We start from the raw sequence: 16,155 nt of genomic DNA, 5'->3' as shown, positions 1-16,155 counted from the left end.
CGCCGGACGTCCGCGCGCGCCGCCTCGCCGAAGCCCGCCCGACCCAGCTCAGGAGAGCAATCGTGGACAATTCGCCCAGCATCGATCTTCCGGCCGGCGCCGACACCGGCGAGCTGGGCGGCCACCTGCCGGAGCTGCCCGCCGGCTCGGCCCGGGTGGTCCCGCTCGGCCTCACCTTCGACGACGTGCTCCTCCAGCCGGGCGAGTCGGACGTGGTGCCCAGCCGGGTCAACACCCGCACCCGGCTCACCCGCAACGTCGAGCTGACCGTCCCGCTGCTGTCCAGCGCGATGGACACGGTCACCGAGGCGCGGATGGCGATCGCCATGGCCCGCCAGGGCGGCATCGGCGTGCTGCACCGCAACCTCTCCCTGGAGGACCAGGCGCTCCAGGTCGACCTGGTGAAGCGCTCCGAGTCCGGCATGATCACCAACCCGGTGACCGCGAGCCCCGACGACACCCTGCGCGACGTCGACGCGCTCTGCGGGCGCTACCGCATCTCCGGCGTGCCCGTCGTCGACGGCGAGGGCCAGCTCGTCGGCATCGTCACCAACCGGGACATGCGCTTCGTCTCCGAGCCGGCCACCCCGGTCCGCGAGATCATGACCCGCACGCCGCTGGTCACCGCCCCGGTCGGGGTCAGCAAGGACGAGGCGCTGGCCCTGCTGCGTCAGCACAAGGTCGAGAAGCTGCCGATCGTCGACGGCTCCGGCCGGCTGCGCGGGCTGATCACCGTGAAGGACTTCACCAAGAGCGAGCAGTACCCGAACGCCACCAAGGACGACGCCGGCCGGCTCCGGGTGGCCGCCGCCGTCGGCGTGGGCGAGGACGCGTACAAGCGGGCGCGGGCGCTGGTCGACGCGGGCGTCGACGTGATCATCGTGGACACCGCCCACGGCCACCAGCGGGCGGTGCTGGACATGGTCCGGCAGCTCAAGAAGGACGTCACGATCGACATCGTCGGCGGCAACGTGGCCACGTACGCCGGGGCGAAGGCCCTGGTCGAGGCCGGCGCGGACGGCGTGAAGGTCGGGGTGGGCCCGGGCGCGATCTGCACCACGCGGATCGTCGCCGGGGTCGGCGTGCCGCAGATCACCGCGATCATGGAGGCGGCGCGGGCCGCCCGCCCGGCCGGCGTGCCGGTCATCGGCGACGGCGGCATCCAGTACTCGGGCGACATCGCCAAGGCCCTCGTGGCCGGGGCCGACACCGTGATGCTCGGCAGCCTGCTGGCCGGCTGCGAGGAGAGCCCCGGCGAGCTGATCTTTATCAACGGCAAGCAGTACAAGGCGTACCGGGGGATGGGCTCGCTCGGCGCGATGCAGTCGCGGGGGCAGGCCAAGTCGTACTCGAAGGACCGCTACTTCCAGCAGGACGTGCTCGCCGAGGACAAGCTGGTCCCGGAGGGCGTGGAGGGCCAGGTCCCCTACCGGGGGCCGCTCGCCGCCGTCGCCCACCAGCTCATCGGCGGGCTGCGGGCCGCGATGGGGTACGTCGGCGCGGAGAGCATCCCCGAGCTGCACCGGCGCGGCCAGCTCATCCGGATCACCGCGGCCGGGCTCAAGGAGAGCCACCCGCACGACATCCAGATGACCGTCGAGGCGCCGAACTACCACTCCCGCTGACCCGCTGACCCCACCACCCCCGACACCACCTGGAGCCACCATGCGTGACGTGGTCGAGATCGGCCTGGGCAAGACCGCGCAGCGCGGTTACCACCTGGACGACATCGCCATCGTGCCGAGCCGCCGCACCCGGGACGTCGACGACGTCTCCACCACCTGGCAGCTCGACGCGTACCAGTTCGGCATCCCCTGCGTGGGACACCCCTCGGACGCGACGATGAGCCCGGCGTCCGCCGTGCGGCTCGGCCAGCTCGGCGGGCTGGGCGTGCTCAACGTCGAGGGCCTGTGGACCCGGTACGAGAACCCGACCAAGATCCTGGAGGAGCTGTCGGGCCTCGGCGAGGACGCCCGCGCCACCAAGCGGCTCCAGGAGGTGTACGCCGAGCCGATCCGCCCGGACCTCATCGCCGAGCGGGTCCGCGAGCTGCGCGCCGGCGGCGGCACGGTGGCCGTGCGGGTCTCCCCGCAGCACACCCTGGCGCTGGCCCCGGTGATCCTCGACGCGGGCGTGGACATCCTGGTCATCCAGGGCACGATCGTCTCGGCGGAGCACGTCTCCACCACCGACGAGCCGCTGAACCTCAAGGAGTTCATCGCCGACCTCGACCTGCCGGTCATCGTCGGCGGCTGCACCGACTACAAGACGGCGCTGCACCTGATGCGCACCGGCGCGGCCGGCGTGATCGTCGGCATCGGCGGCGACGGCTGGTCGACCACCGAGTCGGTGCTCGGCATCCGGGTGCCGATGGCCACCGCGATCGCCGACGCCGCCGCGGCCCGCCGCGACTACCTCGACGAGACCGGCGGCCGGTACGTGCACCTGATCGCCGACGGCGATATCCAGACCTCCGGCGACATCGCCAAGGCGCTGGGCTGCGGCGCGGACGCGGTGATGCTCGGCGAGCCGCTGTCGCTGTGCGCGGAGGCACCGGCCGGCGGCGCGTGGTGGCACTCGGCGGCCAGCCACCCGTCGCTGCCGCGCGGCGCGTTCGAGGTGGCCGGCGAGCCGCTCGGGGAGATGGAGCGGCTGCTGTTCGGCCCGGCCGACGAGCCGGACGGCCAGCTCAACCTGTTCGGTGGGCTGCGCCGGGCGATGGCCAAGTGCGGCTATCGCGACCTCAAGGAGTTCCAGAAGGTCGGCCTGGTCCTCGACCGCTGATCCTGCGTCCGGGGCGACCCGGAGGGCACGTGGAACGGCCCCGCCGCGGGAAAGCGGCGGGGCCGAACTCGTCGGGTGGGGCCGAGTGTGGGCCTGTTGCCAGTTTTGCGGGCTTTTGCCGTCCGGCGTCGGCTAGGCTCGCCCCCGACGGGCGAGGGAGAGCGATGGTCCGCACAGGAAGACGACCGGTCGGCCGCGCCGTCCTGGCCGCCTGCCTCGTCGCGGGCGCGCTCGCCGCCTGCACCGGGACGCCGCCGGACGCCGACCGCGCCCGCCGTGGGGCGGCCGACGCGGGCGACCCGTACGTGCCCGGACGCGGCAACGGCGGCTACGACGTGGCCGCGTACCGGCTGCGGATCCGCTACGACCCGGCCGACGACCGGCTCACCGGGCACGCCATGATCACGGCCACCGCGACGGCCGGGCTGTCCCGGTTCAACCTGGACCTGTCCGGCCTGACTGTCGGCGCGGTCCGCGTCGACGGCGCGCCGGCCCGGCACGCCCGCGAGGGCGACGAACTGGTGGTCACCCCGGCGCGTGGCCTGGCGCGGGGCGTCCGCTTCGCCGTCGACGTGGAGTACGCGGGGGTGCCGCAGCCGGTCGAGAGCAGCACGCTGGGCCTCGGCGGCTTCCTCGCCACCGCCGACGGCGCGGTGGCGCTCGGCCAGCCCGACTCGGCGAGCACCTGGTACCCGGTCAACGACCACCCGTCCGACAAGGCCACCTACGACGTCGAGATCACCGTCCCCGACGGGCTGGCGGCGCTCGGCAACGGCGTGCCGGCGGGGCGCGCCAGCGCCGGCGGCTGGACCACCTGGCGCTGGGCCGAGCGGGCCCCGATGGCCAGCTACCTGAGCACGCTGGTGATCGGCGACTACCGGGTCGCCACCGGCACCCACCGGGGCAAGCCGATGGTCACGGCCGTCGCGGCGAGCCTGCCCGCCGACGGGCCGGCCGCCGCCTCGCTGGCCCGCACCGGCGAGGTCGTCGACTTCCTCGCCGACCGCTTCGGGCCGTACCCGTTCGACTCGTACGGCGGGATCGCGCTCGCCGAGGGCCGCATCTCGTACGCCCTGGAGACCCAGTCCCGCCCCGTCTACGGGCCGGGCTTCTTCCGCTCCGGCCGCCCCGACACCGGCGTGGTCGCCCACGAGCTGGCCCACCAGTGGTTCGGCGACAGCGTCTCGCTGGCCCGGTGGAGCGACATCTGGCTCAACGAGGGCTTCGCCACGTACGCCGAATGGCTCTGGCTGGAGCACGACGGCGGCCGGAGCGTCGAGCAGACCGTCGCGGCCCGCTACGCCGCGACGGACTGGTCGCAGCCGTCGGTCGACCCGGGCCGGGCCAACATGTTCGGCGACGCCGTCTACCAGCGGGGCGCGCTCGCGGTGCACGCGCTGCGGCGGACCCTCGGCGACGACGTCTTCTTCCGGGTCCTGCGCGCCTGGACCACCGAGCGGCGCGGGGGCAACGCCACCACGGCGGACTTCGTCGCCCTCGCCGAGCGGGTCTCCGGCCGGCGGCTGGGCGCACTGCTCGACGCCTGGCTCGCCGGCGGCACCGCGCCGGCGCTGCCCTGAGCGGCACGCGCCCCCGGGCCGCCGGTGGCCAGCGCCCCCGGGCCGCCGGTGGCCAGCGCGCCCGGGCCGCCGGCGGCCAGCGCGCCCGCGCCGCCCTGGGCCGCGCCCGCGCTCGGTAGGCTGCCGCGGGTGGAGCGGCCCGGACGAGCCGGGCCGGCCGGGCGGGCCGAGGGCCGCCGCCGGGCCGGGGGGCCTCCGCCGGGAGGGACGACGCGATGACGCTGCGCCTGGAGGCGATGCCGCCGCGCCTGCGGGGCCTGCGCCCGCGCGCCGGGCTGCTGCTGGCCGCCGCGCTCGGGCTGGCCGCCTGCTCCGCGACGCCCGAGCCGGCCGCCCGCGAGGCCACCCCGGCGCCGACGGCGTCGCGGCAGTTCAAGCCCGGCGCGGCCGGGGTGGGCGACGACTACTTCCCCCGGTACGGCAACGGCGGGTACGACGTGACCCGGTACGTGGTGAAGGTCCGCTACGACCCGGCGGCGGACCGCCTCACCGGCACCACCACCGTCCAGGCCACGGCCACCGGAAACCTGTCCGCGTTCAACCTGGACCTGGCCGGGCTCACCGTGCGCGGGGTGACGGTCGACGGCGTCGCGGCCCGGCACGCCCGCGACGGCGACGAGCTGGTCGTCACCCCCGCCGCCGGCCTGACCTCCGGCAACGGCTTCACCGCCGAGATCCGGTACGAGGGCACGCCGAAGCCGCTGACCAACGAGGCGCTCGGCGAGGGCGGCTTCCGGCACACCTCCGACGGCGCGGTGGCGCTCGGCCAGCCCGAGTCGGCGAGCACCTGGTTCCCGGTCAACGACCACCCGTCCGACAAGGCCGCCTACGACTTCGAGATCACCGTCCCCGAGGGGCTGACCGCCGTCAGCAACGGGGTGCCGGTGGGCAAGGCCACCCGCGCCGGCTGGACCACCTGGAAGTGGGCCGAGCGGTCCCCGATGGCCAGCTACCTGAGCATGCTGGCCATCGGGAACTTCCGGGTGACCCGCGCCGAGCACAAGGGACGGCCGGTGTTCAGCGCGGTCACCACGAAGCTGCCCCAGGGCGCGGCGGACGCCTCGATCGCCCGCACCGTCGAGGTGGCCGACTACCTGGAGGGCGTGTTCGGGCCGTACCCGTTCGAGTCGTACGGCGGGGTGGTCGTCGACGAGGCGGGCATCAGGTTCGCCCTGGAGACGCAGAGCCGCCCGGTCTACTCGGCCACCTTCTTCCGCCGGGGCGAGAACACCGGGGTCGTCGCCCACGAGCTGGCCCACCAGTGGTTCGGCGACAGCGTGGCGCTGGCCCGGTGGAGCGACATCTGGCTCAACGAGGGCTTCGCCACGTACGCGGAATGGCTCTGGGAGGAGCACCGGGGCGGGCGGACGGCGCAGCAGTCGTTCGACGGGGAGTACTTCGGCGCGTCGGCGGCGCTGTGGCGGACGCCGCCCGGCCGGCCGGGGGTGGCGAACCTGTTCGGCGACTCCGTCTACCAGCGGGGCGCGATGACCGTGCACGCGCTGCGCACCGCCGTCGGCGACGAGGCGTTCTTCCGGATCGTCCAGGGCTGGGCGGCCGACCGGCGCGACGGCAACGCCACCACCGCCGACTTCGTCGCCCATGCCGAGCAGGTCTCCGGCAAGCAGCTCGACGCGCTCTTCGACGCCTGGCTCTACGGCACCGAGCGGCCGGAGCGCCCGACGGCCCGCTGACCCCGGGGCGCGCCGCCCGCCGGCCACGCCGCCCACCCGTCACCCGGTCACGTCGTCACCAGGGCACCACCCCGGCGTCCTCGAAGAAGCCGCCGGTCGGGCCGTCGTCGGGCAGGGTCGCGAGCCGGATCGCGATCGCCGCACCCTGCTCCGGGGTACGGACCCCGTGGAAGTTGTTGAGGTCGGTGGCGACGTAGCCGGGGCAGGCGGCGTTGATCAGGATGTTGGTGCCGCGCAGCTCCCTGACGTACTGCACGGTGACGGCGTTGAGGAACGTCTTCGACGGCGAGTACGCGACGGCGATCGGGCCCGTCGTGAGCTCGCTGTCGGCGGCGGACTGCCGGGCGAGGGAGCCGACGCTGCTGGACATGTTCACGATCCGGGGCGAGGCCGACAGGCGCAGCAGCGGCAGCATGGCGTTGGTGACCCGGATGACGCCGAGCACGTTCGTCTCCACGACGGCCCGCACCACCGCGAGGTCGACGGTGGTGGGCAACTGCGCCCGGTCGCCGGTCACCCCGGCGTTGTTGACCAGCGCGTCGAGGCGGCCGGCACGTTCCTCGACCAGCGCGGCGGCGGCGGTCACGCTCGCGTCGTCGGTCACGTCTAGCGGCACCCCGAACGCGTCGACGCCGGCCGCGCGCAGCTTCGCCACGGCGGTCTCCCGGCGCTGCCCGTCCCGGGCGCCGACGCCGACGCTGAAGCCGAGGGCGCCCAGGCCGGCGGCGATCTCGTACCCGATTCCCTTGTTGGCGCCGGTGACCAGCGCGATCTTCGCTTCGCTCATGCGGTCGATCCTGGCCCGCCCCGGCCGGGCCACCAACACCTGTTGAGTGGGCAGCGATACCTGCCGGGTATCGACGCGGGTACGGTGGGGGCATGGAGACGCGGGAGCTGCGCTACTTCGTCGCCGTCGCCGAGGAGCTCCACTTCGGGCGGGCGGCGCAGCGGCTCGGCATCGCGCAGCCGCCGCTGTCGCGGGCGATCGCGCAACTCGAACGGCGGCTCGGGGTGACGCTGCTGGACCGCACCAGCCGCAGCGTCGCCCTGACCGAGGCCGGCTCGGTGCTGCTGGTCGAGGGCCGGGCCGCCCTCGACGCGGTCGCCGCCGCCGACCGCCGCACCCGCCGCGCCGCCCGCGCCGCGACCGGCCACCCCGGCCTGGTCCTGGTCACCAAGGCCGGAGCGTCCAGCGAGCTGCTGGCGAAGCTGCTCGACGCCTACGCCGCCGAACCCGGCGCGGTCGCCGTCGACGTGCACCTGTGCGGGATCGGCGAGCAGGAGCGGCTGCTGCGCGACGGACGGGCGGACGTGGCGCTGCTGCACCGGCCGTTCGACTCGGCCGTCGGGTTCGACACCGAGGAACTGCGCACGGAGGGGCAGGTGGTGCTCCTGCCGGCCGGGCATCCCCTCGCCGGCCGGGCGGAGCTGCGGGAGGCCGACGTCGCCGACCTTCCCGGCCTGCCGCTGCCGCGCTGGCCGCGCCGCGACGGCAGCTACCCGGACGGCCCCGGTCCGCAGGTCCGCGACCACGCGCAGTTGTACGAGCTGATCGCGCTCGGCCGGGCGTCGGCGGTCCTGCCCGAGTCGTGCCGGACCCACCTGCGCCGCGACATCGTCGCCGTGCCGGTGTCGGACGCGCCGAGCGTGACGACGCTGATCGCCTGGCCGCCGCACAGCCGGTCCCGGGCGCTGGCCGTGCTGATCCGGACGGCGCTCGGCCTCTAGCCGGGCCTAGTTCTTGACCACCAGCTCCGGGTGGTCGGCCAGGTACTGCTCGGCCCGGCCCTCCTTCAGCGCGGTGAGGAACTTCCGGCCGACCGGCTCGAGCTGCTCGCCGCGGTAGCCGCTGCCCCTGCCCACCCCCTCGCCGGGCAGGCCGACGAGGACGAGCCGGTCGGCGGGCAGCCCGCCGAGGGCGTACGCGAGGTCGACGATCCGCGGCCCGCCCGCGTAGACGAGGGTGTCGCCGAGCGCCCCGACGACCTGTTCGACCCGGTCGGGCTGCCGGGGCAGGCTCTCGGCCTGCATCTTCGCCACGATGGCCCGGATGAGCTGCTGCTGGTGGCGCTGGCGGTCGTAGTCGCCGTTCTTCAGGCCGTAGCGCTGCCGGGCGTAGTCCAGCGCCTGCCAGCCGTTGAGGTGCCGCTCGCCCTTGTCGTAGACCATCTGCGGGCCGACGTAGCCGCCGCCGCCCGGCGCGGCCTCGCGGTGCCGGCCGTCCGGCCGCCGGTGCAGCGAGACGGTCCGCTGGTCGACGTAGAGGTCGACCCCGCCGACGGCGTCCACCAGCTTGTCGAAGCCGCCGAAGGTGACCACGGCGCCGGCGTCGAAGCGCAGCCCGGTGTAGCCGCTGACGGTGCTGCGCAGCAGCTCGTACCCCTGGGGGGTGCTCGGCTTCTTGGGCTGGCCCGGCACCCGGCTGCCGTAGCTCATCGCGTGGGTGAGCTTGGTCCGCCCGCCGGCGTAGCCGGCCTTCGGGTAGGCCGGGATGTCGACCAGGAGGTCCCGGGGCAGCGAGAAGAGGTACGCCCGGTCCAGCCCCGCCGGCACGTGCGCCACCAGCACGGCGTCGCCGTGCGGCTCCCAGCCGGGCACGCTGACCCGGGTGTCCACGCCGACGAGCAGCAGGTTGAGCGGCCCGGTGACGTCGGCCCCCGGCGGCGGCGTCGGGCTCGGCGTCGGCGACGGCGTGGGGGCGGCGGTGACCCGCCCCGCCCCGCGCTCGGTCTGCCGGTCGGCGACCAGCCGGGCCGCCACCGTGCCACCGACCGCCAGCGCGACGGCCGCCGCGACGACGGCCAGCCCCGCCCGCCACCGTCGGCGTCGGGTCCCCGCCTGCTCGGCCATGTCCGTACCCCCGCCCCTACAACGCCCTGAGGGCCGCGCCGGGTTGCGGCCGCTGAGCCGCGGATCACCGGCGGCGGGGTGCATGGTCCCGCGAAAACCGGCTGTGGCGCGAGAGCTACCCGTCGGTAATGATGCGTCCATGCGGTACGACGTGCTCGTCATCGGGTCCGGCTTCGGCGGCAGCGTCACCGCGCTCCGGCTGGCCGAGAAGGGCTACTCGGTCGGCGTCCTGGAGGCCGGGCGGCGCTTCGCCGACGACGAGTTCCCCGAGACGTCGTGGCGGCTGCGGCGCTTCCTGTGGGCCCCGCGGCTCGGCTGCTACGGCCTGCAACGGATCACCCTGCTCCGCTCGGCCGACCGGCGGACCGGCGGCGGGGTGCTGGTGCTCTCCGGCGCGGGGGTCGGCGGCGGCTCGCTGGTCTACGCGAACACCCTCTACGAGCCCCTCGACGCGTTCTACGCCGACCCGCAGTGGCGGGACGTCACCGACTGGCGGGCCGAGCTGGCCCCGCACTACGACCAGGCGAAGCGGATGCTCGGGGTCACCACGTACCCGCTGCACACCCGGGCGGACGCCGCGATGCGGGCGGTCGCCGACCGGATGGGGGTCGGGCACACCTTCCACCCCACCCCCGTCGGGGTGCACATCGGCCGGCCGGGGGAGCGGGTCGCCGACCCGTACTTCGGCGGCGTCGGCCCGGAGCGCACCGGCTGCACCCACTGCGGCGCGTGCATGACGGGCTGCCGGCAGGGCGCGAAGAACACCCTGGTCAAGAACTACCTGTGGCTGGCCGAACGGCTCGGCGTGCAGGTCCACCCGCTGACCACCGTCACCGCGGTGCGCCCCGCCGACGGGGGCGGCTACCGGGTCGAGACCGTCCGCACCGGGGCCTGGCTGCGCCGACGCCGCCGGGTGTGGCACGCCGACCAGGTCGTCCTCGCCGCCGGGGCGCTCGGCACCCAGCGGCTGCTGCACGAGATGAAGGCCACCGGCGCGCTGCCCCACCTGTCTGACCGCCTCGGCGAGCTGACCCGGACGAACTCCGAGGCGATCCTCGGCGCGTCCGTGCCACCCGGGCCCGCCCGCGCGCAGGGGCTGGACTTCACCGAGGGGGTGGCGATCACCAGCTCGTTCCACCCCGACCCGCAGACCCACATCGAGCCGGTCCGCTACGGGCGGGGCTCCAACGCGATGGGCCTGCTCCAGTCGCTGCTGGTCGACGGCGGCCCGTACCGGGCCCGCCGTTGGCTGGTCGGCCTGCTCACCCAGCCCCGCCTCGCCGCGCGGATGCTCACCGTCCGGGACTGGTCGCGGCGCACCGTCATCGCGCTGGTCATGCAGTCGGCCGACAACTCGCTGACCACCCGCTGGCGGCGCGGCCCGCTCGGGCGGCGGCTGGTCGCCGGCCCCGGCCACGGCGCGCCCAACCCGACGTGGATCCCCGCCGGCAACGCCGCCGCGCGGCTGCTCGCCGAGGAGATCGGTGGCACGCCGGGCGGGTCGCTCACCGAGCCGTTCGACATCCCGATCACCGCGCACATCCTCGGCGGGGCCGTGATCGGGGCCACCCCGGCCGACGGGGTGATCGACCCGTACCACCGGGTGTACGGGCACCCGGGGCTGCACGTGGTGGACGGGGCGGCCGTGTCGGCGAACCTGGGGGTGAACCCGTCGCTGACCATCACCGCCCAGGCGGAACGGGCGATGTCGTTCTGGCCCAACCGGGGCGAGGCGGATCCTCGGCCGCCGCTGGGGGAGGCGTACCGGCGGGTGGCGGCGGTGCCGCCGGCGCGCCCGGCCGTGCCGGCGGACGCCCCCGGCGCGCTCCGCGCGTAAGGAAGGGCCCCTTGTTAACGCCTACGGTAGAGAAGGGTCCCCTTCTCACCACCACCGCCGGCGGGCGCGCGGGGCCGCGCCGGGCGCGCGGCGGGGTCCGCGCCGAGGCTGGGGGTGACTGTCGGTAGGCTTTCTGCTCATGAGCACGCCTCGCCCCGTCCTCGTGGTGGACTTCGGAGCCCAGTACGCCCAGCTCATCGCGCGCCGGGTGCGCGAGGCGCGGGTCTACTCGGAGATCGTGCCGCACTCGATGCCGGTGGCGGAGATGCTGGCGAAGGAGCCGGCCGCGATCATCCTGTCCGGCGGCCCGGCCAGCGTCTACGCGCCCGACGCCCCGCAGGTCGACGCGGGGATGTTCGACGCGGGCGTGCCGGTCTTCGGCATCTGCTACGGCTTCCAGGCGATGGCCCAGGCCCTCGGCGGCACGGTCGCGCGCACCGGCAACCGCGAGTACGGCGGCACCCCGCTGCGCCCCCGCCTCACCGAGCCCGGGGTGCTGCTGCGCGACCTGCCGGCCGACCTGCCGGTCTGGATGAGCCACGGCGACTGCGTGACCGAGGCCCCGGCGGGCTTCGCGGTGACCGCCGAGTCGGCCGGCGCCCCGGTCGCCGCGTTCGAGGACCTGGCGGGTCGCCGCGCGGGCGTGCAGTTCCACCCGGAGGTGGGGCACACCGCGCACGGCCAGGAGATGCTCACCCGGTTCCTCTATGACATCGCCGGCATCGAGCCGACCTGGACGCCCGAGAACATCATCGACGAGCAGGTGGCCCGCATCCGCGCCCAGGTGGGCGACAAGGAGGTCATCTGCGGCCTGAGCGGCGGCGTCGACTCGGCCGTCGCCGCCGCGCTGGTGCACCGGGCGGTCGGCGACCAGCTCACCTGCGTCTTCGTCGACCACGGCCTGCTGCGGGCCGGCGAGGCCGAGCAGGTGGAGAAGGACTACGTCGCCGCCACCGGGATCAAGCTGAAGGTGGTCGACGCGGCCGACCGGTTCCTCGGCGCGCTGGCCGGGGTGACCGACCCGGAGCAGAAGCGCAAGATCATCGGCCGGGAGTTCATCCGGGTCTTCGAGGCCGCCGCCCGGGAGGTCGCCGCGCACGGCGACGTGGAGTTCCTGGTGCAGGGCACCCTCTACCCCGACGTGGTCGAGTCCGGCGGCGGCACCGGCACCGCCAACATCAAGAGCCACCACAACGTCGGCGGCCTGCCGGAGGACCTGAAGTTCGCCCTGGTCGAGCCGCTGCGCACGCTGTTCAAGGACGAGGTGCGCACGCTGGGTCTCCAGCTCGGCCTGCCCGAGGCGATGGTCTGGCGGCACCCGTTCCCGGGGCCGGGCCTGGCCATCCGGATCATCGGGGCGGTCGACCGGGAGCGGCTGGACCTGCTGCGCCAGGCCGACCTGATCGCCCGCGAGGAGCTGACCGCCGCCGGCCTGGACCGGGGCGTGTGGCAGTTCCCCGTGGTGCTGCTCGCCGACGTGCGCAGCGTCGGCGTGCAGGGTGACGGGCGCAGCTACGGGCATCCCGTGGTGCTGCGCCCGGTCTCCAGCGAGGACGCGATGACCGCCGACTGGTCCCGGCTGCCCTACGAGGTGGTGGCCAGGATCTCCACCCGGATCACCAACGAGGTGGCCGAGGTCAACCGGGTGGTCCTGGACGTGACCAGCAAGCCGCCGGGCACCATCGAGTGGGAGTGACGCCCCGCCGGCTCAGCCGCCGGTCGGCGGCGCGGGGTCCGTCGGGTGCGGCCAGGCCGGGGCGTCGGCCGGCTCCTCCGGCATGAGGAACCACATGATCGGGTACGCGAGCGCGGCCACCCCGGCGGTGGCGAGCGTCGCGACGGCGAAGAGCACCCGGACGAGGGTGGGGTCGACGGCGAAGTAGCGGCCGAGGCCGCTGGCCACCCCGGCGACCATCCGGTCCGTGGTGGGTCGGCGGAGCTGCTTGTACGGGGCCTGGTGCGGTGGAGAGGTCATGCCTCCACGTTCCGCGCCGGGCGGCGCGCCGGCCTCAGTGACGGCCCGGATCATTACCCTGACCGATCCCTGATGATCAAGTATTCAGTCAGGAATCTGACTCTTTTCAATGCAGGTAACGAGGGGCGGGGAGAATTTGGCCCCGTGACCACCATGCTGGAGCCGCTCCGCAGGATCGCGGCATACGCAGTTTGTGCTGATTCAGTCGGCCGAGTGTTGCTGGTCCGCGCATCGGAGCGCTCCGGCACCCCCGGCACGTGGTCCCTCCCCGGCGGGGCGGTCGACCACGGCGAGGACCCCAACCACACCGTCGTGCGGGAGACGGCCGCCGAGACCGGGCTCTCGGTCGCCGTCTCCGGGCTCGACGACGTGCTGGCCGACATGCGGGCCCTGCCCGACCGCGGCATCACCATCCACACCGACCGGCTCATCTACCGCGTGTCGGTGCGGGGCGGCACGCTCACCGACCGGGTCGACCGCCCCACCGACCTGGCCCGCTGGGTCACCCCGACCGAGGCGCGCGAGCTGCCGCTGCGCTCGTTCACCGCGCGGGCCCTCGGGCTGCCCGCCTCCTCGGCCGACGTGGTGCCCGACGAGCCACCGGAGTTCCCCTCCTTCTACGCGGTCCCCGGCCCCGACGGGCTGCACCGCGCCCAGCGCTTCGCCGCGTACGCCGTGGCCACCGACCCCGACGGCCGGGTGCTGCTCACCCGGGTCTCCGACGGCTACCCGGGGGCCGGCTGCTGGCACCTGCCCGGCGGCGGCACCGACTACGGCGAGCAACCCGGCGCGGCGCTGATCCGCGAGCTGGTCGAGGAGACCGGCCAGCGCGGGCGCCTCGTCGAGCTGCTCGGGGTGGCCAGCCACCGCGACGCCGCCTCCCTCGGCCCGGAGGGCTACCCGATCGACTGGCACGGCGTGCGCGCCTTCTACCGGGTGATGGTCGACCAGCCCGCCCCGCCCACGGTGACCGACGTCGGCGGCTCCACCTGCGAGGCCCGCTGGTTCGCCCGCGAGGAGCTGGGCGCGCTGCCCGCCGACCGCCTCACCGAGGTCACGGCCGAGGCCGTCCAGGCCGCCCGCCTGGCCTGACCTGCCGCCTGACCTGCCGACCGCCGACCGATCCCGGTCGGTCGCCGGGCCCGACCCCGACGGGTCGCGGCCCGGTGGCCCCACGTCGTCGCCCGCCCGGCCGTCGCCCGCGATAGCTTCGTGACCGACCGGGCGTCCCGCCCGGGAAGCGGGAGGCGCGGCGTGCTGGAGCAGCGACGGCGGGTGGGGGTCTACGGGGTGTGCCGGGGCCGCGACGGGCGGGTGCTGCTCGTGCGCGGCTCCGCGTCGGCCGACTACCCCGGGGTGTGGCAGCTACCCGGGGGCGGGCTGGAGCACGGGGAGCACCCCGAGGCCGGCGTGGTGCGGGAGTTCGCCGAGGAGACCGGCCTCGCCGTGCAGGTGACGGGCCTGCTCGCCGCCGTCTCGGACGTGACCCCGCTGCCGGGCGTGGCGCTGCACACCGACCGGATCGTCTTCGCCGTCGAGGCGACCGGCGGCACGCTGCGCGACGAGCCCGACGGCACCACCGACCTGGTGCGCTGGTCGACCCTCGACGAGGCCGCCGGGCTGCCGCTGCTGCCGTTCACCGCCGAGGCGCTCGGCCTGCCGGTCACCCCGCTGCGGCGGCCCGCGCCCGGTGCGTCCCCCGGCGTGCCGTACCCGCCGGTCCCGGCGGACCGGCGGCAGCGTTTCGCGGCGTACGGGCTGGTCACCGACGCGGGCGGGCGGGTGCTGCTGACCCTGATCGCGGACGGCTACCCGGGGGCCGGGCTGTGGCACCTGCCCGGCGGCGGCACCGACCACGGCGAGCAGCCGGCCGCCGGCCTGCTCCGCGAGCTGGTCGAGGAGGCAGGCCAGCTCGGCCGGGTGGTCGGGCTGCTCACCGTCCACCACCGCTACGATCCCGGCGCGCTGGGGCCGGAGGGCCGGCCGCTGGACTGGCACGGGGTGCGGGTGGTCTACCGGGTGGTGGTCGACGACCCCACCGAGGCCCGGGTCACCGAGCTGGCCGGGGGGTCGACGGCCGCCGCCGCCTGGTTTCCGCCGGACGCGCTCGGCGACCTGTCGTTGACCGAGGTGGCCGCCCTGGTAACCGGACATCGGGTCGCATAGCGTCCGCCCGCCGAGCCGGCATCGACGTGCTCCGGTAGGCTGAAGGCGGGGTTGATGGAGGATCGGGCGATCACGCCCGAGATGGGAATAGAAGAGGCGATTCGCGCGGTTTAAGGGAGATATAAGGTCCGCCGGCAGCTATCGCCAAGCCCCCTGCCCCTGTGCAATGGTGTACTCCGCTTTGACGGCTGCCGGGCCCGAAGCGGTCCGGCACGAGACAGCCGGACACCCGCCCTCGTGGCGGCCAGCCCGATCCGGTGATGGAGGAAACGTGCCGAGAGCCCCATGGCGCCGGCGTCGTACAACTGACAGTCCGCGCCCCGCAGGGCGTCGCTGGGCGGGCCCGTTGCGCCGCAGCAGCACGTTCGCCCGCCAGGTGCTGCTCGTGCGGGTGGGCCGCCGCGACGGCGTGGCCGCCGCGGGCGTCGACCTGGCCTCGCCCGAGCACCGCTACCTCGACCGGCAGCGCCGGCGGTACGGCCTCGACCGCTACCAGCGCACCGAGGTCGAGGCGGTCGTGCCGGTGAGCCCGGCCGTGGGCCCCGCCGCCCCGGTCGACGACGCGGCGTCGATGTCGATCCCGCTGCTGCCCGGCGCGCGGACGACGGCCCGCCGGGTCAAGTTCGCGCTCGTCAACGCCTGCACCCTGGCCAGCCTCGTGCTCGGCATCAACGCCATCTTCGTGGCCATGCAGGGCCAGGTGCGGCTCGCCGCGCTGCTGCTGATCGCCTGCGTGGCGTTCGACGGGCTCGACGGCGCGCTGGCCCGCCGGTTCGGGGTGGCCAGCCCGTTCGGCGCCCAGATGGACTCGCTGGCCGACATGTGCTCGTTCGGCCTGGCCGCCCCCGTGGTGGTCTACGCCTCGCTCGCCGGCGAGGCGCCGCGCGCCGCCGCCGCGGTCGCCGCCGCGCTCGTCGCCGCCTGCGCGGCGATCCGGCTCGCCCGGTTCAACGTCTCGCCGAAGGACGGCCGCTTCTTCTGCGGCGTGCCGACCACGATGGCCGCGGCGGTGCTGGCCCTGACCGTCGCCCTCGGCCTGCCGCTGCCCGGCCTCGTGCAGATCGCCGGGGTGGCGCTGCTCGCGTTCGCGATGGTCTCCAGCTTCCCGTACGCGAAGCTGGCCCGGCTGGTGAAGCTGCCGCCGTGGCTCTGGCTGGCCCCGGTGGTCGGCGCGCTGGTCGACATCCGGCTCACCTTCGCCCTGATCGTGGTGGGCTACCTGGTCAGCGGCCCCGTGCTCTGGCTGCACCAGCGCCGCGCCGCCTGACC

Annotated in this window: 13 protein-coding genes; 10 read left to right on the top strand and 3 right to left on the bottom strand. The window is 75.1% G+C overall.

From position 1 onward, the window contains the following. Positions 1-62 precede the first annotated feature (62 nt). The 4 genes from guaB (at position 63) to ACFYWL_RS00810 (ending at position 6,058) form a co-directional block, all read left to right on the top strand. Positions 63-1,625 (top strand): IMP dehydrogenase, encoded by a 1,563-nt coding sequence (guaB, locus tag ACFYWL_RS00825; protein ID WP_043965660.1) that lies wholly within the window; start codon positions 63-65, stop codon positions 1,623-1,625. A gap of 40 nt (positions 1,626-1,665) precedes the next feature. Further along, positions 1,666-2,784 carry a GuaB3 family IMP dehydrogenase-related protein gene (locus ACFYWL_RS00820; protein ID WP_074472577.1) on the top strand — a complete coding sequence of 373 codons (1,119 nt, stop codon included), beginning with the start codon at positions 1,666-1,668 and terminating at the stop codon, positions 2,782-2,784. A 164-nt stretch (positions 2,785-2,948) separates the two neighbouring features. Beyond that, a complete protein-coding gene (locus tag ACFYWL_RS00815; RefSeq protein ID WP_386965540.1) occupies positions 2,949-4,364 on the top strand; it encodes a M1 family metallopeptidase in 1,416 nt (471 codons plus the stop codon). A gap of 236 nt (positions 4,365-4,600) precedes the next feature. Continuing rightward, positions 4,601-6,058, top strand: coding sequence for a M1 family metallopeptidase (locus tag ACFYWL_RS00810; protein ID WP_386966684.1), 1,458 nt, complete (start codon positions 4,601-4,603; stop codon positions 6,056-6,058). 55 nt (positions 6,059-6,113) lie between these two features. Here the strand turns inward: ACFYWL_RS00810 and ACFYWL_RS00805 are convergent, their stop codons facing one another. Then, entirely contained in the window at positions 6,114-6,845 is a 732-nt protein-coding gene (locus ACFYWL_RS00805) for an SDR family oxidoreductase (protein WP_386965538.1), read from the bottom strand. Between the two features lie 92 nt (positions 6,846-6,937). Between ACFYWL_RS00805 and ACFYWL_RS00800 the strand changes: the two genes are divergently transcribed. Continuing rightward, a complete protein-coding gene (locus tag ACFYWL_RS00800; RefSeq protein WP_386965535.1) occupies positions 6,938-7,786 on the top strand; it encodes a LysR family transcriptional regulator in 849 nt (282 codons plus the stop codon). Between the two features lie 6 nt (positions 7,787-7,792). Here ACFYWL_RS00800 and ACFYWL_RS00795 read toward each other — a convergent pair whose 3' ends face one another. Further along, the gene (locus ACFYWL_RS00795; protein ID WP_386965532.1) at positions 7,793-8,908 is read right to left on the bottom strand and encodes an LCP family protein; all 1,116 of its coding nucleotides are present in this window, start codon (positions 8,906-8,908) and stop codon (positions 7,793-7,795) included. A gap of 139 nt (positions 8,909-9,047) precedes the next feature. Here ACFYWL_RS00795 and ACFYWL_RS00790 point away from each other — a divergent pair, with 139 nt between their 5' ends. Together ACFYWL_RS00790 and guaA are read left to right on the top strand one after the other, a co-directional pair. Next, on the top strand, positions 9,048-10,745 hold the full coding sequence (locus ACFYWL_RS00790; RefSeq protein WP_386965530.1) for an FAD-dependent oxidoreductase: 1,698 nt from the start codon (positions 9,048-9,050) through the stop codon (positions 10,743-10,745). Positions 10,746-10,884: 139 nt separating this feature from the next. Next, complete coding sequence (gene guaA, locus ACFYWL_RS00785) at positions 10,885-12,441, top strand: glutamine-hydrolyzing GMP synthase (protein WP_386965527.1); 1,557 nt, start codon at positions 10,885-10,887, stop codon at positions 12,439-12,441. Between the two features lie 12 nt (positions 12,442-12,453). Here guaA and ACFYWL_RS00780 read toward each other — a convergent pair whose 3' ends face one another. Then, a complete protein-coding gene (locus tag ACFYWL_RS00780) occupies positions 12,454-12,720 on the bottom strand; it encodes a PspC domain-containing protein (protein WP_386965525.1) in 267 nt (88 codons plus the stop codon). Positions 12,721-12,864: 144 nt separating this feature from the next. Between ACFYWL_RS00780 and ACFYWL_RS00775 the strand changes: the two genes are divergently transcribed. From ACFYWL_RS00775 to ACFYWL_RS00765, 3 genes are all read left to right on the top strand, one after another. Then, positions 12,865-13,812 (top strand): NUDIX domain-containing protein, encoded by a 948-nt coding sequence (locus ACFYWL_RS00775; protein ID WP_386965523.1) that lies wholly within the window; start codon positions 12,865-12,867, stop codon positions 13,810-13,812. A 165-nt stretch (positions 13,813-13,977) separates the two neighbouring features. Continuing rightward, positions 13,978-14,886, top strand: a complete 909-nt coding sequence (locus ACFYWL_RS00770) for an NUDIX hydrolase (protein WP_386966681.1) — start codon at positions 13,978-13,980, stop codon at positions 14,884-14,886. 346 nt (positions 14,887-15,232) lie between these two features. Further along, positions 15,233-16,153 carry a CDP-alcohol phosphatidyltransferase family protein gene (locus ACFYWL_RS00765; protein ID WP_386965521.1) on the top strand — a complete coding sequence of 307 codons (921 nt, stop codon included), beginning with the start codon at positions 15,233-15,235 and terminating at the stop codon, positions 16,151-16,153. Positions 16,154-16,155: the final 2 nt, after the last annotated feature.

It is taken from the genome of Micromonospora sp. NPDC002575 (assembly GCF_042889525.1).
In the GTDB taxonomy this organism is placed as follows: Bacteria; Actinomycetota; Actinomycetes; order Mycobacteriales; family Micromonosporaceae; genus Micromonospora; species Micromonospora carbonacea.
The sequence above is the reverse complement of the archived record's forward strand: the minus strand, read 5'-3'. Positions and strand labels throughout refer to the sequence as shown.